Origin of the sequence: Dactylosporangium sp. NPDC000521 (genome assembly GCF_042898305.1) — a bacterium.
Classification (GTDB): Bacteria; Actinomycetota; Actinomycetes; order Mycobacteriales; family Micromonosporaceae; genus Dactylosporangium.
This window is the reverse complement of sequence record NZ_JBIAYW010000003.1, coordinates 723,123-741,501: the sequence shown is the minus strand read 5'-3', so window position 1 is coordinate 741,501 and position 18,379 is coordinate 723,123. Positions and strand designations below refer to the sequence as shown.

Here is an 18,379-nt window from a genome sequence, read left to right as displayed (position 1 = left end):
GTCAGACCTCCTTCGGGCGGTTACGACGGGGGGCGGAGGACGCCACACCAGTGCTCGGACGCTGCTCGACGATCCGGCCGAGGCCGGAGACCCGCGGCGACAAGAAGGCTTTGCTGCGCGCGAACATCGTCATGATCGGATGGCGGAACAGGAACACGACGACGAGGTCGAGGATGGTCGCGACGCCCAGGGCGAACGCGAAGCCTCGGACCGAGCCGATCGAGAAGAAGTACAGCACCGCGGCGGCGAGCAGGGTGATCGCGTTGGCGGAGATGATCGTGCGGCGGGCCCGGACCCAGGCGCGCGGGACGGCGCTGCGCGGGCTGCGACCCTCCCGGATCTCGTCCTTCAACCGTTCGAAGTAGATGACGAACGAGTCGGCGGCGACACCCAGCGACACGATGAAGCCGGCGAACCCGGCGAGCGTCAGGGTGAAGCCCATCGTGCGGCCCAGGATGATCAGCGCCATGTAGACCATCGCGCCGGACAGCACCAGGCTGAGCGTGATGACCAGGCCGAGCAGCCGGTAGTAGAAGAACGAGTAGAGCACGACCAGCCCGAGGCCGATGCCGGCGGCGAGGACGCCCGCCTCCAGGTGCGAGCTGCCCAGGGTGGCGGAGATGCTCTGCGCGTCCTGCGGGGTGAACGACAGCGGGAGCGCGCCGTACTGCAGCTGGTTGGCGAGCAGCTCGGTGTCACGCTTGGTGAACTGGCCGGTGATCCGCGCGTCGCCGGGGATGACGCTCTCGATGACCGGCGCCGAGACGACCTGGTTGTCGAGGACGACCGCGACCTGCTTGCTGTCGGTGCCGTTGTTGTACGCCTCGCGGGTCAGCTCGGTCCACCGGTTCTGGCCGCCGCTGGTGAAGGAGATCGTGACGATCCACTTGCCGTTGGTCGAGTCGATGGAGGAGTCGGCGTTGTCCACGTCGGTGCCGAGCACCTTGGCGACGTCGAGGTTGTACTTGACGCCGGGCTGGCACGCGACCGCGGGCTGCTTGTCGTCGCGGATCGAGCCGACCGGGCGCTTGTCGAGCTGGGCGCAGGTGACGGTCGGGATGTTGTACTGCATCGCCGGCGGCAGGACCGCGACCTCTTCGGGGGTCAGCGTCTTGAACGGCGCGTAGAGCTGGGCCTTCGCGGGGTCGGCGGCCAGGTCGACCGGCCCGGTCTCGGCCATGGCCGCGGCCCAGACGCTGTCGCCGAGCTTCTTCTGCACCGCCGCGCGCTGCTGGGCGACGTCCGCCGCCACCGGGGGCGCGGACGAGGCGGGGGCCGACGCGGGGGCGGAGGACGCAGCGGACGCCGGTGCCGAGGACGGCGCGGACGCCGAGCCCGACGGCTTGGCGCTGGCCGACCCGGACGCCGACGGAGCCGCCGACGTGGAGGGGTCGGTGGAGGGCGACGCCGAGGCCGACGCCGACGGATCGGCGCCGCCGGTGTCCTGCGTCGAGCCGAGGACCTTGCGGAAGCGCAGCTCGGCGGTCTGGCCGATCTGCTTCAACCGGTCGTCGCTCTTGCCGGGCAGGGAGACGACGATGTTGGTGTCGCCCTCGACGACGACCTCGGCCTCGGAGACACCGAGGCCGTTGACCCGGCTGTCGATGATGTCCTTGGCCGTCGACATCTGCTGTTTCGTCGGCGGCTTGCCGTTGTCGGTCTTCGCCTGCAGCGTGACCGTGGTCCCGCCGATGAGGTCGAGGCCGAGGTTAGGCTCAAGCCGGTTGCGCCAGCCGCCGTCACCGCCGAACCACACCCAGATGGCGAGCAGAACGAAGATGGTGCCGAGCACACCGAGCTGACGGCCCGGGTGCATCGGTGCCTGAGGTTGTGCCACGGCTGTCGGGTCTCCCTGCACTAACGCCGGCGGGGTGCGCGGCGTGCTTGTTCGTCGTGGTGGTGGCGGTCGCTCAGTCGACCGACTTCGGCTTCGAGCCCGGTGCCGGCTCGTCGGCCTCGGGCTCGGCCTCGGTCTCGTCCTCGTCGACGGTGGCGGCCTTCTGGTTCACCTTGCCGATCGCGGCCTTGGCGTATCTGGCGGTGACGCCAGGCGCGATCTCCAGCAGGACACTCTCGTCGTCGATCTCACGAATCGTGCCATACAGGCCACCGACCGTGATGATCTCGTCGCCGACCCCCATCGAGGACTGCATGTTCTGCACTTCCCGGCGGCGGCGCTGCTGCGGGCGGATCATCATGAAGTAGAGCAGGACGAAGGCCCCGACGATCAGCAGCAAACTGGGGAAGCCGCTGCCCCCTGAACCCTGCGCCTCGGCGAACAGCACGATCATGCCTTCCGGTCGGCCCGGGCCCCAGTTGCCTGGATGCACCGAGCGAAGTATGTAGTCCGCGCGCGGCGGACCGCGGCGAGTCTAATCGGTGTGTCGGAAGACACGCAGACCGGCGTCTATCACGGTCCGATCACGACAGCTTGGGACGCTACGGCTCCAAGCTGAAAAGATCGGGCATTTGCGGCGAGGTTCCCCCTGCGTGGCTCCCGCCACCGACGGTACCAGCGGGAACCGGGAGCCCGAGATGACGCCATGCACTCGGCGTGGCCACTCGCCCACGCGGAGTACGTGCGAGCAGTCCCGTCCGCAGCAGGAAAGGTTCACAAACCTCTTCGACGGTGTCGGGCTGCTCACCGACGGCCACGGCGATCGTGGACAGCCCGACCGGCCCCCCGCCCTGCCGGATCAGCGCGTGCAGCACCGCCCGGTCCAGCCGGTCCAGGCCGAGCTCGTCGACGTCGTACACGGCCAGGGCCGCCTTGGCCGCGGCCAGGTCGACCACGCCGGTCCCCCGCACCTCCGCGTAGTCGCGGACACGGCGCAGCAGCCGGTTGGCGATGCGGGGCGTGCCGCGCGACCGCCGGCCGATCTCGACGGAGCCCTCGTCGGTGATCGGCACGTCCAGGATCCGCGCCGACCTGGCGATGATGAGCTCCAGCTCGTCCGGGTCGTAGAACTCCAGCTGGCCGACGAAGCCGAAGCGGTCCCGCATCGGACCGGTGAGCAGACCGCTGCGGGTCGTCGCGCCAACCAGCGTGAAGGGCTCGACGTCGAGCGGGATCGCGGTCGCGCCCGGGCCCTTGCCGACCACGACGTCGACCCGGAAGTCCTCCATCGCGCTGTACAGCAGCTCCTCGGCGGGCTTCGCGATGCGGTGGATCTCGTCGATGAACAGCACGTCACCCTCGGACAGGCTGGTCAGCACCGCGGCGAGGTCACCGGCGCGCTCGATCGCCGGGCCACTGGTCATCCGCAGCCCCGCGGACAGCTCCGCGGCGACGATCATGGCGAGGGTCGTCTTGCCCAGCCCGGGCGGGCCGGACAGCAGGATGTGGTCCGGCGGGCTGCCGCGCCGCAGCGCGCTCTGCAGCAGCAGATCCAGCTGCTCGCGGACCCGGTGCTGGCCGATCAGCTCCGCGAGCCGCTTCGGGCGCACGCTCTGCTCGGCGGCCCGGTCCTCCGGCGAGGAGTACGCGCTGACGAGAGGATCGGTCACCGGGTGGTGCCCAGCATGCGGATCGCCTGCTTCAGCAGCACCGGCACCGGCGGGACGGTGCCGCCGTCGAGCTGCTCGGCCACGGCGGCGACGGCCTGGTCGGCCTGGCCGGCGGTCCAGCCGAGCCCGACGAGCGCCTGGCGGACCTGCTCGGCCCACGCCGCGCCGGCGCCGACCCCGACCAGCGCCGCGCCGTCGCCGGGCAGCGCGCCGATCTTGTCGCGCAGCTCCAGCACGAGCCGCTCCGCGCCCTTCTTGCCGATGCCCGGCACCCGGGTCAGCGTCGACGTGTCGTTGCCGGCGATGGCCCGGCGCACCACCTCGGGGGTGTGCACGGCGAGGACCGCCTGCGCCAGGCGCGGCCCCACCCCGGACGCGGTCTGCAGCAGCTCGAACAGCTGCTTCGCCTCGTCGTCGGCGAAGCCGTACAGGGTCAGCGAGTCCTCCCGCACGACCAGCGAGGTCGCCAGGCGCGCCTCGGCACCGACCCGGAGGTCGGCGAGGGTGTGCGGCGAGCACTGCACGGCGAGACCCACCCCGCCGACCTCGATCACGGCCCCGTCCGGCGACACGGCGGCGACCCGCCCCCGCACACTCGCGATCATCGTGCTCTCCTCAGCGCAGCCTGGATGCGGTCCCTGGTGCCGCCCCTCCAGACATGACAGATTGCCAGAGCCAGGGCGTCGGCGGCATCGGCGGGCCGGGGCGCGACCGACAGCCGCAGCAGCCGGGTCACCATCGCGGTGACCTGTGCCTTGTCCGCCGATCCGCTGCCGCTCACCGCGGCCTTGACCTCGCTCGGCGTGTAGGTCTGCACCGGCAGGCCGGCCCGCGCGGCGACGAGGATCGCGACCGCGCCCGCCTGCGCCGTGCCCATGACGGTGCGCACGTTGTGCTGGCTGAACACCCGCTCCACGGCGACGGACTCGGGCCGGTGCTCGGCGACCAGCGCGGTCAGCCGCTGGTCGAGGTTCAGCAGCCGGTGCGCCAGGTCGCTGTCCGGGTCGCTGGTGACCACCTCGTAGTGCACCAGCGTGCACGGCCGCCCCGGCACGCCCTCGACCACGCCGACCCCGCAGCGGGTCAGCCCCGGGTCGACCCCCAGCACCCGCACCGGCACCCCCCTCAAACGTGTGTTCGACACACTAGCCCACCCGCCGCTCGTACCGGCGGCAGGACACACACACCGAGTGCGGCGAAGGTATGTGGGCAGACCCCATGGGACGCGCGCGTGAAGGCTCGTACGTTTCCCGCCATGACGACGCCACATCCCGTTTCGCCGCATCAGGTGGTCGCCCTGGACCTGCGCGGCCGCACCGCACTGGTGACCGGCGCGGGCAGCGGCATCGGCCGGGGGGTCGCCGTGCGCCTCGCCGCCGCCGGCGCGAAGGTGGTCGCCGTCGACCGCGACGCGGATGCCTTGCGGCTCCTGTCGGCCGATGCGGATGTGGTACCGGTGACCGCCGACCTCTCCGATCCCGCTGACGCCGAGGAGCGCCTGGCCGGGTACTGGGACGCCGACGTGCTGGTCAACAACGCCGGCCTGCAGCACGTGGCGCCGCTGGAGGACTTCCCGCCGGAGCGGTTCGCCTACATCCAGGCCGTCATGGTGGAGGCGCCGTTCCGCCTCACCCGGCGGGTCCTGCCCCACATGTACCACGCCGGCTGGGGGCGGGTCGTCAACATCTCCTCCGTCCACGGCCTGCGCTCCTCGCCGTTCAAGGCGGCGTACGTGACGGCGAAGCACGCCCTCGAAGGCCTCTCCAAGACCGTCGCCCTCGAAGGCGCCCCGCACGGCGTCACGAGCAACTGCATCAACCCGGCCTACGTGCGCACCCCGCTCGTCGAGGGCCAGATCGCCGCCCAGGCGGCCACGCACGGCATCGACGAGACCGAGGTCGTCGAGAAGATCATGCTCACCAGCGCGGCGATCAAGCGGCTCATCGAGCCCTCGGAGGTCGCCGAGCTCGTCGCCTACCTCTGCTCCGACGCCGCGGGGTTCATCACCGGCACGTCCGTCGCAATCGACGGCGGCTGGACCGCCCACTAGCACAATAGGGGTGTGACGATGCTGGAGTACCTGGAGCTGCTCGCGCGGGAGGCCGCCGCGGTCGAGTTCGAGGGCCCGCTCGTCGCCGCCCGCAACGCCGGCCTCCCCCCCGACCGCCTGGCCGAGCTGGAGCAGGCCAAGGTCGTCGCCCTGCGCGTCCGGGCCCTCCTGGAGCGCCGGCGGCGGCGCGAGGAGGAGCTCTCCGGCCTCTTCGACACCGCCAGCGACCTCGCCGGGCTCCGTGACGTCGACGCCGTCCTCGCCGCCATCGTGCACCGCGCCCGGACACTGCTCGGCGCCGACGTGGCGTACATGACGCTCAACGACGAACAGCACGGCGACACCTACATGCGGGTCACCGACGGCTCCATCTCCGCCAAGTTCCAGGCCCTGCGCCTGCCGATGGGTGCCGGGCTCGGCGGCCTCGTGGCGCAGACCGGCAGCCCGTACGTGACGGCCAACTACCCCGAGGACGCCCGCTTCCGGCACACCGGCGACATCGACGCCGGCGTCGGCGAGGAAGGGCTGGTCGCGATCCTGGGCGTGCCGCTGCGGCTCGGCTCCCGCATCATCGGCGTCCTGTACGCCGCGAACCGCTCCGCCCGGCCGTTCGCCCGCGAAGAGGTGTCGCTGCTCGTCTCCCTCGCCGCGAACGCCGCCGTCGCCATCGACACCGCCCGCCTCCTCGGCGAGACCCAGGCCGCGCTCGAGGAGCTGTCCGCCGCCAACGGCACGATCCGCGCCCACAGCGACTCCGTCGAGCGGGCCGCCGCCGCCCACGACCGCATGACGGCCCTGGTGCTGCGGGGCGCCGGCGTCGAGGACATCGCCGAGGTCGTCACCGAGGTGCTGGGCGGTGCGCTGCTCGTCCTGGACGCCGACGGCCGCCACCAGGCCAGCGTCGGTGCGCTCGACGCCCCTGACGCCAGCGCCATCGCCGAGGCTCTCGCCGCGTCCCGTACCGAGGGGCGCAGCGTCCGGCGGGGGCCGCTGTGGCTCGCGGCCGTGGTGGCCGGCGCCGAGAACCTCGGCGCGCTCGTCCTGCGCCCCGACCGCCCCCTCGTCGACGCCGACCAGCGCATCCTGGAGCGCGCCGCCGTCGTCACCGCCCTCCTGCTGCTCTTCCGCCGCACCGTCGCCGACGCCGAGGGCCGCGTCCGCGGCGAGCTCCTGGACGACGTCATCACCCGGCCCGTCCGCGACGCCGACTCGCTGCGCGCCCGCGCCAAGCGCCTCGGCGTCGACCTGGACGCCCCCAACGTCGTCGTCGCCGTCGGCGAGGACGCGCTCGCCGCCGGCTCGGCACGCCAGCGCGCCGTGTCCTGGGCCCAGACCTACGCGCAGACCCGCGGCGGCCTCGCCGCCGCCCGCGACGGCCACGTGGTCCTCCTCCTGCCCGGCGACGCGGCCGGCCCCCTCGCCCGCACCGTCGCCCGCGACCTCGGCAAGCTCCTCGGCCGCCCCGTCACCGCCGGCGCCGGCGGCCCCGCGACCGGTCCCGCGGGCATCGCCGCCGCCTACCGCGACGCCGACCGGTGCGTCATCGCCCTCGCCGCCCTGGGCCGCGCGGGGGCCGGCGCCAGCACCGCCGAGCTGGGCTTCGTCGGCCTCCTGCTGGGCTCCGCCCCCGACGGCCGCGACCGGGACGTCGACGCCTTCCTGGGCTCCACCATCGGCCCCGTCGTCGACTACGACGTCCGCCGGGGCACCGCCCTGGTCAAGACCCTGGAGGCGTACTTCGGCGTCGGCGGCAGCCTGGCCCGCGCCGCCGAACTGCTCCACGTCCACGTCAACACCGTGACCCAGCGCCTCGAACGCATCGGCCAGCTCCTGGGCGCCGACTGGCAGAAACCGGAACGCGCCCTGGAGGTCCAGCTGGCCCTCCGCCTCCACCGCCTGCGCTGAGCGCTGTAATTCCCCCCACCGCTGGCGCGGCGGGGCCCGGCGGGGATTCTCACCCGCACCCCAATGCGCCGCTGCGCGGCGCACTGCCCGCGCTGAGGCGCGAGGCAGGGCGAGCGGCTGCGCCGCATCCGGTGGCCGGCCGCCGCGGTGGCCGGGGTTGGGTCCGCCATGATCCTGAATGCTTCCGGTAGCCAGGGCTACCGCAACCGCACGGGATCACGGAGCGCCCACCGAAAGCCTGCCCGCAGGGCCTGCCGGCCTGCCCCGGCAATGATCGAAGTCGCAACCCGGCCGTCCCGACAGCCAGATCCGTCCTTGGATCACCGGAGCCGGCGAACCGCTCCGCGATCCGGAAGACTCTTGTGCCGCCCGACCCGCAACAATGGCTTCTCAATCACCGCCTACGACAGACTCCGACCCACCGAAAACCGGCAAACGCGAGACGACGATCTCCCATCCCCCACCCGCATGATCCAAGTCGCAACCCGGCCACCCAGACAGCCAGACCCATCCTTGGATCACCGGAGCCGGCGAACCGCTCCGCGATCCGGAAGGCGACCGGGGTCGTCGGCCGCAACGTCGCCGTTGTGCCGTCCGACCCGCAACAACCCTCCGAGATCACCGCCTGCGACAGACTCCCGCCCACCGAAAACCTCCCGCCCACCGAAAACCGGCAAGCGCGAGACGACGATCTCCCATCCCCACCCGCTTGATCCAAGTCGCAACCCGGCCACCCGGACAGCCAGATCCATCCTTGGATCACCGGAGCCAGTGAACCGCTCCGCGATCCGGAAGGCGTTGTGTCGGCTCAGCGGCACCAACCCTTCCGGATCACGGACAGAGCACCCAGGACCCGCCAAATGCTGATAAGTCGGATATGTTCGCGCAGCGGACATATCCGGGGCAGCGCTGGTTCGGCTCGGACGAGCGGCGCTGCCGCCGGGGCCAGACGGTCAGGGGCGGGCGCCGCGGAGGATGGCGTCGACCAGGTTCTCGGCGAAGCCCTCGTCGGGCACGGCGGGGTTCCAGCGCAGCATGTTCTGCGCGATCGCCGGGCCCGACAGCATGAGCAGCGTCAGCTCCACGTCCAGGTCGGCGCGCAGCTCCCCGCTCTCGATGCCGCGGCGCAGGACGCCCCGCATCACGTCGCGGCGGGGCTCGACGACGCCGGCCTGGTAGACCCTCTGCATCTCCTCGCCCTTGACGAGCTCGGGCAGCAGGCAGGCGGTGACCTTGCCGTAGTGGTGCATGCGCTTGGTGCGCATGCCCGCGATCAGGGCGACCAGGTCGTCGCGGACCGACACGCCGGCGGGCTCCGGGACGGGGCCCTTCATCGTGGTGACGGCGTCGATGAGGAGGGCTTCCTTGTTGGGCCAGCGGCGGTAGATCGTCGCCTTGCCGACGCCCGCCTTCGCCGCGACCGCCTCGATGGACAGCGCGTCGGCGCTCTGGCCCGCGCTGAGCAGATCCAGGACCGCCTCGATGATGGCCTCGTCCGCGCGGGCGGAGCGGGGCCGGCCGGGACCCTTGCGGTCCTGGTCGGCCACCGCATCCACGCTCGCCGTCGTCATGACTTCCATTGTTACCGAGTTCTCACACAGAAGCCATCAACGGCCGGGTCAAAGGACATCACACGTCCACCAGCTCGACACCCTGCTCCTCGGCGAGGCCTTCCGCGGTCGTGGGCGCGGGAGCCGAGGCCGGGCGCTTGCCGGGCAGCCAGATGAAGGCGACGGCCGCGCCGAGGACCGCGAAGATCGCGGAGCCGATCGCCGAGTAGTGCATCGCGGTGATGAAGGCGTCGTTGGCGTGCTGGATCAGCGCCGGCCCGGCGGGCCCGGCGTGCGCCGCGACACCGTACGCACCGGAGATCGACTCGTCGGCGAGGTGCTTCGCGGCGGCCGGCAGGCCGGTCGTGGAGGACTCGACGCCGCTGCGGTAGTAGGAGCTGATGACCGCGCCGAGGGCGGCCACGCCGAGGGCACCGCCGACCTGGCGGATGGTGTTGCTGACGGCCGATCCGACGCCGGCCTTCTCACGGGGCAGCGCGGCCATGATGGCCTCGGTCGCGGGCGGCATCACGTTGGCCATGCCGGTGCCCATGACGAAGAACAGCGCGCCGACGACCCAGATCGGCGTCGAGGCGCCGATGAAGATCCAGCCGGTGAGGCCGAGCGCGACGAGGAGCAGGCCGGTGGTGCTGACCGCCTTGGGGCCGAAGCGCTTGACCATGGCGGCGCTGCGCGGGGCGAAGACGAGCTGGCCGAGCGCGAAGGGCACGAAGAGCGCGCCGGAGGCGAGCGGGCCGTAGCCGCGCACCAGCTGCAGGTAGAAGGCGCTGGTGAACATGGCGCCCATCGCGGCGAAGAAGACCAGGCCGATCATCGCGGTGGAGGCGGAGAACTGGCGGTTGGCGAAGAGCTTCACGTCCAGCGAGGGGAACTCGATGCGCCGCTCGTAGACCACGAACGCGGCGAGGACGACGGCCGAGGCGGCCAGGGTGCCCCAGGACTTGAGCTCGCCGAAGCCGGCCTCGCCGCCTTCGATCACACCGTACGTGAGCAGCGTCAGGCCGATGATGGACAGGATCACGCCGACGAGGTCGATGCGCCCGGGGCGCGGGTCCCGGGACTCGGGGATGAGGGCGCTGACGAGGATCACGCCGGCGACGACGATCGGGACGTTGATCAGGAAGACCGAGCCCCACCAGAAGTGCTCGAGCAGCAGGCCGCCGACGATCGGGCCGATCGCGACGCCGAGGCCGACGGCGCCGGCCCAGACGCCGATCGCCTTGGCCCGCTCCCGCGGGTCGAAGACGTTGGCGATGATCGACAGGGTCGAGGGCATGACCGCCGCGGCGCCGAGGCCCATGAGGGCGCGGGCCCAGATCAGCTGGGTGGGCGAGTCGGCGTAGGCGGAGACGAGCGACGCGATGCCGAAGAGCACGAGCCCGACGTTGAGCGTGATCCGCCGGCCGAGCCGGTCGGCGAGGATGCCGGCGGTGAAGAGCAGGCCGGCGAAGACCAGGGTGTAGGAGTTGATCGACCACTCCAGCTCGCTCTGGGTCGCGCCCAGGCCGTGCACGGGGTCGGCGATCGTGCGCATGGCGACGTTGAGGACGGTGTTGTCCAGCACGACGACGAGCAGGCTGATGACGAGCACGCCGAGGATGGCCCAGCGGCGGGGATGTCCGGTGTTGGGTGTTGCTGCGTCCATGTGGTTCATGCCCCCAGTGAGCGAACGCGCGATACGATACGGAACAGTTCCGTATCCTCCATCAAGCTAGGGCCTGACGAAGCGATACGGAACCGTCTCGTATCAAAATGTGCGCGCCGTCACAGACGGCGTCTGAGCAGCGCCACCGCGGAGCCCCACAGGCCGCGGCGGAAGAGCAGGACGACCAGCACGAAGATGCCGCCGGTCACCAGGCCGATGAGCGTGAAGCCCGCCTGCGACAGCTGGTCCTCCAGGTTCACCACCAGGGCCGCGCCGACGACCCCGCCCCACAGCGTCCCGATGCCGCCGAGCACGACGAGCACCACGCCTTTGCCCGAGGTCGTCCAGTGCACGACGTCGAGGGAGACGAAGCCGTGCGCGACCGCGAAGAGCCCGCCGCCGAGCCCGGCGACGAACGCCGACAGGACGAAGACGAGCAGCTTGAACCGGTGGGCCGGGTAGCCGAGCGCGCGGGCCCGGGCCGGGTTGTCCCGGATCGCGACGAGCACCCGGCCGAACGGCGAGTGCACGATCCGCCACGCGAGCAGCATCCCGAGCGCGGTGAGGGGCAGCGCCGCGTAGTAGAAGTAGTACGGGTCCGACAGGTCGAGCCCGAACAGCTCCCGCGGCACGCTCTGCAGCCCGTTCTCGCCGCCGGTCACCGACGACCACTCGTTGGCCACGAAGTACACCATCTGCGCGAAGGCCAGGGTCACCATCGCGAAGTAGATCCCGGAGCGCTTCACGGCGAGGTAGCCGATCGGCACCGCGAGGGCGGCCGCGGCGAGGGCGCCGCCGAGCACCGCGACGGGGAAGGGCACGCCCACCCGGCCCGCGATGATCCCGGCGGTGTACGCCGAGGTCCCCCAGAAGGCCGCGTGACCGAAGGACAGCAGCCCGCCGTACCCCAGCAGCAGATCGATGGCGACGGCGAAGAGCGCCCAGCAGAGCATGTCCACCGCGACCGCCGGATAGAGCCCGTTGGGCAGCCAGAGCGCCACCAGCGCTCCGGCAAGCGCGAGCGCCCAACCGACCCAGCGGGGCGTCCGGACCCGCTCCAACAACAACGACGTCATGCCGTCACCTCCGCTGCGCTCCGGCGCCGGCCTGCCCCGAACCTGCCACATGATGACCGGGCCGAGCCGCTCCGCTGTCCGGTCATGTCGGCAGCTCCTCCCGCCCGAAGAGCCCGGCCGGCCGGAAGAGCAGGACCAGGGCCATGACCAGGAAGATGAGGGTCTGCGCGAGCAGCGCCGGCCCGTAGGCCTCGCTCCACGCCTGCAGCAGGCCGATCGCGAAGCCCGCGGCGACGCTGCCGAAGACCGAGCCGAGGCCGCCGATGACGACGACCGCGAAGACGCCGATGATCAGGTCGGCGCCCATGAGCGGGTTCACCGCCCGCATCGGCGCGGCGAGCACCCCGGCGAGGGCCGCGAGGGCGACGCCGAAGCCGAAGACGGGCGCGATCCACCGCCCGACGTCGATGCCGAGCGCGCGGGTCAGCTCGGGGCGTTCGGTGGCGGCCCGCACGACGGTGCCGACCCGGGTGCGGGTCAGCAGCCACCACACGGCGACGCACAGCAGCACGGCCACGCCGAACACGAACACCCGGTACGCCGGGAAGTCGAACAGTCCGAGGTCGACGGTCCCCCGCAGCCCGGGCGGCGCGCTGTAGGGGTTGGACTGCGAGCCGTACCGCGACTTCACCACGTCCTGCAGCATGAGCGTGAGCCCGAACGTGAGCAGGAAGTTGTACAGCGGGTCCAGTGTGGACAGCCGGCGGATCAGCCCGCGCTCCAGCAGGATCCCGAGCAGGCCGAGCACCAGCGGCACCGCGAGCAGCGCCCACCAGAAGGCGATCCCGGCCTCGGCGAGCAGCACGTAGGCGCCGAACGCGCCGAGCATGTAGAACGCGCCGTGGGCGAAGTTCACCACCCGCAGCATGCCGAAGATGACCGACAGGCCGAGGGCGAGCAACGCGTAGAAGCTGCCCCCGACCAGTCCGTTGAACGTGTGGGTGAGGAAACCCATCGGACTAGAGCTTGCAGTCGGCCGACGGGGCGCGGAACGCCTCCTGGGCGGGGATCGTCTTGACGATCTGCTCGTAGTCCCAGGGCTCCTTGACCTCGCTCGCCGGCTTCACCTTGGCGAGGTAGGCGTCGTGCACGACCCGGTGGTCGGCGGCGCGGAACTCCCCGTTGCGGAGGAAGAAGTCGTTGGCCTTCCTGCCTTCCAGCTGCTTCACCACCGCGTCGGCGTCGTCGGTGCCCGCGGCCTGCACCGCCTCCAGGTACTGCATCGCCGCGGAGTAGTTGGCGGCGTGGGCGAACGTCGGGCGCTGACCGCCGGCACGGGCCGAGAACTTGTCGGCCCAGGCGCGGTTCTCCGCGTCGAAGTTCCAGTACCAGGCGTCGGTGAACGTCGTGCCTGCCAGGGCGTCGGGGGTGAGGGAGTGGATGTCGGTGAGGAACATGAGGCCGACGGCGAGCCCGACGCCCTTGTCCCGCAGCTTGAACTCGTTGTACTGCTTGACCAGGTTCACCAGGTCGGCGCCGGCCTGCATGGTGCCGAGCACGTCGGGCTTCGGGTTGAGCGTCGGCGCCTTGAGCAGGAACGTGGAGAAGTTGTCGTTGGGGAACGGCGTCGGGTCGCTCGCCACCACGGTGCCGCCGCCCTTGGCGATCGCGGCCTTGAAGGACTTCTCCATGTCCTGGCCGAAGGCGTAGTCGGGGTAGACGATGTACCAGTTCTTCGCGCCCGCCTGGGTGGTCGCGGTGCCGGTGCCGTTGGCGAGCATCGCGGTGTCGTAGGCGTAGTGGAAGGTGTACTTGTTGCAGGACTTCCCGGTCAGGTCGGTGGTAGCGCCGGAGATGTTGAAGTAGAGCTTCTTGCTCGCCTTGGCGACGTCGGCGACCTTCAGCGCGGCCGAGGACGTCGGCACGTCGAGGATCGCGTCGACGCCGAGCCGGTCGTACATCTCCGCGGCGCGGGTGTTCGCCACGTCGGGCTTGTTCTGGTGGTCGGCGGTCTCCACGGTGATGTTCTTCGTGATCGCCTTGTCGCCGTACTTGGCCTTGAAGTCGTCGATCGCCATGTTCACGGCCACGACCGAGTTCTTGCCCGACAGCTGCGCGTAGACGCCGGACTGGTCGTTGAGGACGCCGAGCACGAGCTTGTCGCCGGTGAGCTTCGAGTCGCCGCCGGAGCGGGGTCCGCCGCCGCCGCAACCCGACAGGGCGACGCAGAGTGCGGCACCGGCCGCGAGCGCTTTTCTCATGATATTTCTCCTAGATCCCGAGGTGTGCGAGGAGTTCGGCCTCGCGGGACTGGATGTCGGTGTTGTCGAAGGCGCCGACGACCCGCCCCTCGGCGAGGAGGTAGTGGCGGTCGGCGACCGTGGTGGCGAAGTGGAGGTTCTGCTCGACGAGCAGGACGGTGACGCCGTGCTCCTTGGCCCGCCGCAGGATCTCGCCGACCTGCTGGACCAGCAGCGGGGACAGCCCTTCGGTGGGTTCGTCGCAGAGCAGCACCGTCGCCCCCATCCGCAGCACCCGGGCGAGGGCGAGCATCTGCTGCTCGCCGCCGGAGAGCTTCGTGGCGGGGCTGGCGCGCCGGGTGTACAGCGCCGGGAACGCCTCGTGGACCTGCTCCAGGCTCCACGGGGACGGCCCGACGACGGGCGGCAGGGTCAGGTGCTCCGCGACGGTCAGGGTGGCGTACGCGCCGCGGTCGTCGGGCACCCAGCCGAGGCCGCGGCGGGCCCGCTGGTGGGCCTTCCGCGAGGTGATGTCCTCGCCGTCGAGCCGGACCGTGCCGGACTGCGCGGTGTGCAGCCCCATGACGCAGCGCAGCAGGGTGGTCTTGCCGGCGCCGTTGCGGCCGCACAGGGTGACCACCTCGCCCCGCTGGACGAACAGGTCGACGTCGCGCAGGACCTGCGCCTCGCCGTACCACGCCGAGAGCCCGTCAATGTGCAGCATCGGCACTCCCCTCGGCGGCGTTTCCCAGGTACGCCTCGATGACCCGCGGTTCGGTGCGGACCCGCTCATAGGGGCCCTCGACCAGCACGCGACCGGCCTGCAGGACGGTGACGGTGTCGGCGAGCCGGCCGACCACGCGCATGTTGTGCTCGACCAGCACCACCGTGCGGCCGTCCCGGACGGCGGCGATGAGCTCGACGGTGCGGTCGACGTCCTCCAGGCCCATCCCGGCGGTCGGCTCGTCCAGCAGCAGCACCTTCGGGTCCAGCGCGAGCGCGATCGCCAGCTCGAGGGCCCGTTTGCGCCCGTACGCCAGGCTGCCGGCCAGGGTCTCCCCCGCGTCGCCGAGGCCGACCAGGTCGAGCAGCTCGCCGGCGCGGGCCGAGAAGCGGTCCAGGAGCCGGTGGCTGCGCCAGAACGACCAGCCGAGCCCCGTCGCGCTCTGCAGGGCCAGCTCGACGTGGGTCCGCGCGGTCTGCTGCGGGAAGAGGCTGGTGATCTGGAAGGAGCGGGCGACGCCGAGGCGGGCGACCCGCTCCGGCGGGAGCCCGGTGATGTCGTGGCCGCCGAGCTCGATCCGTCCGGCGGTCGGTGCGAGAAACCCGGTGAGCAGGTTGAACAGCGTCGTCTTGCCGGCGCCGTTGGGTCCGACGAGCGCGTGCACGCTGCCTGCGGCGACGGTGAGGTCGACCGCGTCGACGGCCCGGAAGCCGCGGAAGTCACGGGTGAGACCGCGCGCTGTCAGGGCGGGACCGTCCATCGGGGGACACACCTCCTCATGGCGGTGGGCGGGTGGCGGTCACATGTGGCCCGCCGTTGCGGCGAACGCTATGACCGGCGCCACACCCAAGCCATGGAGGCGATCCATACATTTACCGGTGTGAGCGTGTGCCGACGCGCCACACAAAAAAGACGCCGGTCGATTCGATTGTGTCGAATCGACCGGCGTCCTCCAGGACCGCTCAACGGCGGTCCGGTATCCACCTCGCGAGTGGTCCGAGGCGGGTCCGCAGGCCGGCGAGGCCGCCGGGGAAGAAGTACACGGCGAGGATGAAGACCGTGCCGAGCACGAACAGCGGCTGCGACAGCGGCCCGCTCAGCACGCCCGGCAGGCTGTCGACGGCGTCGGAGCGGCCGAACGCGACGAGCCGGTAGTCGAGGTACGTGAAGAGCATCCCGCCGATCAGCGGCCCCCACCGGGTGCCGGGGCCGCCGAGCACGACCATGACGAGCAGCGTCAGCGTCTGGTCGGACGCCGCGACGTGCGGGGTGGCGCCGCCGATCAGCAGCGCGTACATGGCGCCGGCGAGACCGGCGAGGCCGCCCGCGACGGTGAACGCGAACAGCTTGTACCGGTACGGGTCGAGGCCGAGCACGCCGACGCGGCGTTCGTCGTCGCGGATCGCGGCGAGCACCCGCCCGGCGGGCGCGTCGGCGATGGCGTGCACGATCAGGACGGTGACGACGGCGACGCCGACCGCGAGCCAGTACAGGTTCACGGTGTTGGTGACGCCGACGAGCGCGTCGGGCACGCCGGAGGTGTCCATCGGCAGGCCCTCCTCGCCGCCGGTCTGGCCGCCCGGGTCGCGCCCGATGGTGATCGCACCGACCTGCGCGAAGGCGAGGGTGACCATGGCGAAGGCGATGCCGTTGGTGCGCAGCGCGATCGCCCCGAGCGCCGCGGCGATCACGGCGGTGCCGACGACGGCGAGGAGCACGGCCTGCCACAGCGGGAAGCCCGCCTTGGTGACGAGGACGTCGGTGCCGTAGACGCCGGCGGCGAAGTAGAGCGCGTGGCCGAAGGACAGCAGCCCGGTGCGCCCGAAGAGCAGGTCGTAGCCGGTGGCGAGGGCGCCGAACACCAGGCACAGCGCGAGCAGCTGCAGGGTGCCGGGCTTGTTGATCGCCGTGTCGAACACGCCCGGGATGGAGATCGACCAGTACGGCAGCGCGATGAGCACGGCCAGGAAGACGAGCGGCCCGAACCGGGCGGGATGCCACTTCCGGCGTGTCCTCGGCGCGGTGCCGCCGGGGGTCACCGCGGTGTCCGTCATCATGAGGTGGCGACCTTTCCGGTGATGCCCTGCGGGCGGACGAGCAGCACGATCGCCAGGAGCGCGACGACGCAGATGTCGCCGAGCCCCGATGAGGTGTAGTTGACGAACTGCTGCAGCAGCCCGACGGCGACGGCGGCGTAGGCGGCCCCGACGACCGAGCCCATCCCGCCGATGACGACGACGATGAAGCCGAAGATGAGCAGCGAGCTGCCCCCGGTCGGGGAGATCGAGCCGGCGTAGACCCCGCCGAGCGCACCGGCGAGCGCGGCGGCGGCGCCACCGATCGCGAAGACGAGCGTGAACGCGCGCCGCACGTCGATGCCGAGCGCGGTGACCATGGACCGGTCCTCGACACCGGCTCGGATGACCAAGCCGATGCGGGTGTACTTGAGGAACGCGAGCAGCCCGGCGAGGACCACCGCGGCGGCGCCGATGAGCAGGAAGCGGTCGTTGGGGACGCGGGCGCCGGCGACCTCGGTCAGCTCCTGCGTCCACTGCGGCCGCGGGTAGGTCCGCGGGTCCGCGCCCCAGGACGCCTGCAGCAGCGCCACGCCCGCGAGCGACAGGCCGACGGTGACGAGGACCTGCTCGATGGTGCGCGAGTACAGCGGCCGGATCAGCACCAGCTCGACGAGCGCGGCGACCGCGGTGCCGCAGACGACGCCGAACACGACGGCGAGGACGAAGCCCCACCCGGACGACCCGGCGCCGGGGAGGTTGCCGGAGGCCCACCAGGTGCCGTACGCGCCGACGGACAGGAACAGCCCGTGCGCGAAGTTGAGCACGTCGGCGAGCCCGAACACGAGCGCGAGACCCGAGGCCACCAGGAAGTACAGGGCGGCGAGCCCCAGTCCGGTCAAGGTCAACAGCACAAACGTGCTCATGCGTGCTCTCCCTTGCCGACGCCGAGCAGCGCCTTGGTCTTCTCGGTGTAGTCGAGCAGGTCACTGGCCCCGCCGGTGTACGCGACGCGGCCGTTGGCGATGACGACGGCGTGGCGGGCCATCCGGCGCACCACCGCCAGGTTCTGCTCGACGAGCAGCATCGGCACGACGGCGGCGACGGCCTCCAGGGCGGCGGCGACCTCGGTGACGACCTTCGGGGCGAGACCCTTCGTCGGCTCGTCGATCAGCAGCAGCCGGTTGGGGTTGAGCAGGACCCGGCCGATCGCCAGCATCTGCTGCTGGCCGCCGGACAGGGTGCCGGCCCGCTGCCGGGCCCGCTTGCGCAGCTCCGGGAAGAGGCCGTGGACCGTGTCGTAGTCGGGGGTCGCGCCGGCGCGCTCGGCGAGCCGCAGGTTCTCCGCGACGGTGAGCCCGGCGAAGACGCCGCGGTCCTCGGGCACGTAGCCGAGGCCCTGGCGGACGAGCCGGAACGTGGGCTGCCGCAGGATGCTCGCACCGTCGTAGCCGACCCGGCCGGTGATCTCCGCGGCGCGCGGCATGAGGCCCAGCACGGCCTTGAGCGTGGTGGTCTTGCCGACGCCGTTGCGGCCGAGCAGCGCCGTGACGCCCTGCGGCTGCACTGAGAACGTGACGCCCTGCAGGATGTGCGACCCGCCCACCTTCACGGACAGATCAGCGATGTCGAGAATGGCGGTCACAGGGCTCCCTCCCCGGACATGTCCGCTGCGCGAACATATCCGAAATTTCGGTTATGTCGGG

General features: G+C 71.6%; 17 protein-coding genes. 2 read left to right on the top strand and 15 right to left on the bottom strand.

Going from position 1 to position 18,379, the window contains the following annotated elements; translation table 11 throughout:
- Position 1: 1 nt before the first annotated feature.
- The 5 genes from secD to ruvC all read right to left on the bottom strand — a co-directional run bounded on the left by secD (position 2) and on the right by ruvC (position 4,621).
- Positions 2-1,837 (bottom strand): protein translocase subunit SecD, encoded by a 1,836-nt coding sequence (gene secD, locus ACFY3L_RS13570; RefSeq protein ID WP_389322395.1) that lies wholly within the window; start codon positions 1,835-1,837, stop codon positions 2-4.
- Between the two features lie 73 nt (positions 1,838-1,910).
- Positions 1,911-2,285 carry a preprotein translocase subunit YajC gene (gene yajC, locus ACFY3L_RS13565; protein ID WP_389322393.1) on the bottom strand — a complete coding sequence of 125 codons (375 nt, stop codon included), beginning with the start codon at positions 2,283-2,285 and terminating at the stop codon, positions 1,911-1,913.
- 154 nt (positions 2,286-2,439) lie between these two features.
- Positions 2,440-3,507, bottom strand: a complete 1,068-nt coding sequence (ruvB, locus tag ACFY3L_RS13560) for a Holliday junction branch migration DNA helicase RuvB (protein ID WP_389322391.1) — start codon at positions 3,505-3,507, stop codon at positions 2,440-2,442.
- A complete protein-coding gene (gene ruvA, locus ACFY3L_RS13555) occupies positions 3,504-4,112 on the bottom strand; it encodes a Holliday junction branch migration protein RuvA (protein WP_389322389.1) in 609 nt (202 codons plus the stop codon). The genes ruvB and ruvA overlap by 4 nt, the downstream gene beginning before the upstream one ends.
- Entirely contained in the window at positions 4,109-4,621 is a 513-nt protein-coding gene (gene ruvC / locus ACFY3L_RS13550; protein ID WP_389322387.1) for a crossover junction endodeoxyribonuclease RuvC, read from the bottom strand. Before ruvC ends, ruvA begins: the two co-directional genes overlap by 4 nt.
- A gap of 141 nt (positions 4,622-4,762) precedes the next feature.
- Here ruvC and ACFY3L_RS13545 point away from each other — a divergent pair, with 141 nt between their 5' ends.
- A complete protein-coding gene (locus ACFY3L_RS13545) occupies positions 4,763-5,557 on the top strand; it encodes a 3-hydroxybutyrate dehydrogenase (RefSeq protein WP_389322385.1) in 795 nt (264 codons plus the stop codon).
- Between the two features lie 18 nt (positions 5,558-5,575).
- Entirely contained in the window at positions 5,576-7,462 is a 1,887-nt protein-coding gene (locus tag ACFY3L_RS13540; protein WP_389322638.1) for a helix-turn-helix domain-containing protein, read from the top strand.
- A 953-nt stretch (positions 7,463-8,415) separates the two neighbouring features.
- Here ACFY3L_RS13540 and ACFY3L_RS13535 read toward each other — a convergent pair.
- From ACFY3L_RS13535 to ACFY3L_RS13490, 10 genes are all read right to left on the bottom strand, one after another.
- Positions 8,416-9,033, bottom strand: a complete 618-nt coding sequence (locus ACFY3L_RS13535; protein ID WP_389322383.1) for a TetR/AcrR family transcriptional regulator — start codon at positions 9,031-9,033, stop codon at positions 8,416-8,418.
- 58 nt (positions 9,034-9,091) lie between these two features.
- Positions 9,092-10,678: an MFS transporter gene (locus ACFY3L_RS13530; protein WP_389322381.1), complete on the bottom strand. Its 1,587-nt coding sequence runs from the start codon at positions 10,676-10,678 to the stop codon at positions 9,092-9,094.
- Positions 10,679-10,797: 119 nt separating this feature from the next.
- Positions 10,798-11,754, bottom strand: a complete 957-nt coding sequence (locus ACFY3L_RS13525; RefSeq protein ID WP_389322379.1) for a branched-chain amino acid ABC transporter permease — start codon at positions 11,752-11,754, stop codon at positions 10,798-10,800.
- An 82-nt stretch (positions 11,755-11,836) separates the two neighbouring features.
- A complete protein-coding gene (locus ACFY3L_RS13520; protein WP_389322377.1) occupies positions 11,837-12,709 on the bottom strand; it encodes a branched-chain amino acid ABC transporter permease in 873 nt (290 codons plus the stop codon).
- Positions 12,710-12,713: 4 nt separating this feature from the next.
- The gene (locus tag ACFY3L_RS13515; RefSeq protein WP_389322375.1) at positions 12,714-13,955 is read right to left on the bottom strand and encodes an ABC transporter substrate-binding protein; all 1,242 of its coding nucleotides are present in this window, start codon (positions 13,953-13,955) and stop codon (positions 12,714-12,716) included.
- Positions 13,956-13,965: 10 nt separating this feature from the next.
- A complete protein-coding gene (locus tag ACFY3L_RS13510) occupies positions 13,966-14,658 on the bottom strand; it encodes an ABC transporter ATP-binding protein (RefSeq protein ID WP_389322373.1) in 693 nt (230 codons plus the stop codon).
- A complete protein-coding gene (locus ACFY3L_RS13505; RefSeq protein WP_389322371.1) occupies positions 14,645-15,418 on the bottom strand; it encodes an ABC transporter ATP-binding protein in 774 nt (257 codons plus the stop codon). The genes ACFY3L_RS13510 and ACFY3L_RS13505 overlap by 14 nt, the downstream gene beginning before the upstream one ends.
- A 202-nt stretch (positions 15,419-15,620) precedes the next feature.
- Positions 15,621-16,712 carry a branched-chain amino acid ABC transporter permease gene (locus ACFY3L_RS13500; RefSeq protein ID WP_389322636.1) on the bottom strand — a complete coding sequence of 364 codons (1,092 nt, stop codon included), beginning with the start codon at positions 16,710-16,712 and terminating at the stop codon, positions 15,621-15,623.
- Positions 16,712-17,599, bottom strand: a complete 888-nt coding sequence (locus ACFY3L_RS13495; protein ID WP_389322369.1) for a branched-chain amino acid ABC transporter permease — start codon at positions 17,597-17,599, stop codon at positions 16,712-16,714. The genes ACFY3L_RS13500 and ACFY3L_RS13495 overlap by 1 nt, the downstream gene beginning before the upstream one ends.
- The gene (locus tag ACFY3L_RS13490; RefSeq protein WP_389322367.1) at positions 17,596-18,318 is read right to left on the bottom strand and encodes an ABC transporter ATP-binding protein; all 723 of its coding nucleotides are present in this window, start codon (positions 18,316-18,318) and stop codon (positions 17,596-17,598) included. Before ACFY3L_RS13490 ends, ACFY3L_RS13495 begins: the two co-directional genes overlap by 4 nt.
- Positions 18,319-18,379: the final 61 nt, after the last annotated feature.

Bases quoted from the DNA above. Each gene is read 5' to 3' on its own strand.
- ACFY3L_RS13540 (WP_389322638.1), top strand. From the start codon at position 5,576: ATGCTGGAGTACCTGGAGCTGCTCGCGCGGGAGGCCGCCGCGGTCGAG.
- ACFY3L_RS13515 (WP_389322375.1), bottom strand. From the start codon at position 13,955: ATGAGAAAAGCGCTCGCGGCCGGTGCCGCACTCTGCGTCGCCCTGTCG.
- ACFY3L_RS13505 (WP_389322371.1), bottom strand. From the start codon at position 15,418: ATGGACGGTCCCGCCCTGACAGCGCGCGGTCTCACCCGTGACTTCCGC.
- ACFY3L_RS13530 (WP_389322381.1), bottom strand. From the start codon at position 10,678: ATGGACGCAGCAACACCCAACACCGGACATCCCCGCCGCTGGGCCATC.
- ACFY3L_RS13500 (WP_389322636.1), bottom strand. From the start codon at position 16,712: ATGACGGACACCGCGGTGACCCCCGGCGGCACCGCGCCGAGGACACGC.
- ACFY3L_RS13525 (WP_389322379.1), bottom strand. From the start codon at position 11,754: ATGACGTCGTTGTTGTTGGAGCGGGTCCGGACGCCCCGCTGGGTCGGT.
- ACFY3L_RS13545 (WP_389322385.1), top strand. From the start codon at position 4,763: ATGACGACGCCACATCCCGTTTCGCCGCATCAGGTGGTCGCCCTGGAC.
- ACFY3L_RS13520 (WP_389322377.1), bottom strand. From the start codon at position 12,709: ATGGGTTTCCTCACCCACACGTTCAACGGACTGGTCGGGGGCAGCTTC.
- ACFY3L_RS13510 (WP_389322373.1), bottom strand. From the start codon at position 14,658: ATGCTGCACATTGACGGGCTCTCGGCGTGGTACGGCGAGGCGCAGGTC.
- ACFY3L_RS13535 (WP_389322383.1), bottom strand. From the start codon at position 9,033: ATGACGACGGCGAGCGTGGATGCGGTGGCCGACCAGGACCGCAAGGGT.
- ruvA (WP_389322389.1), bottom strand. From the start codon at position 4,112: ATGATCGCGAGTGTGCGGGGGCGGGTCGCCGCCGTGTCGCCGGACGGG.
- ACFY3L_RS13495 (WP_389322369.1), bottom strand. From the start codon at position 17,599: ATGAGCACGTTTGTGCTGTTGACCTTGACCGGACTGGGGCTCGCCGCC.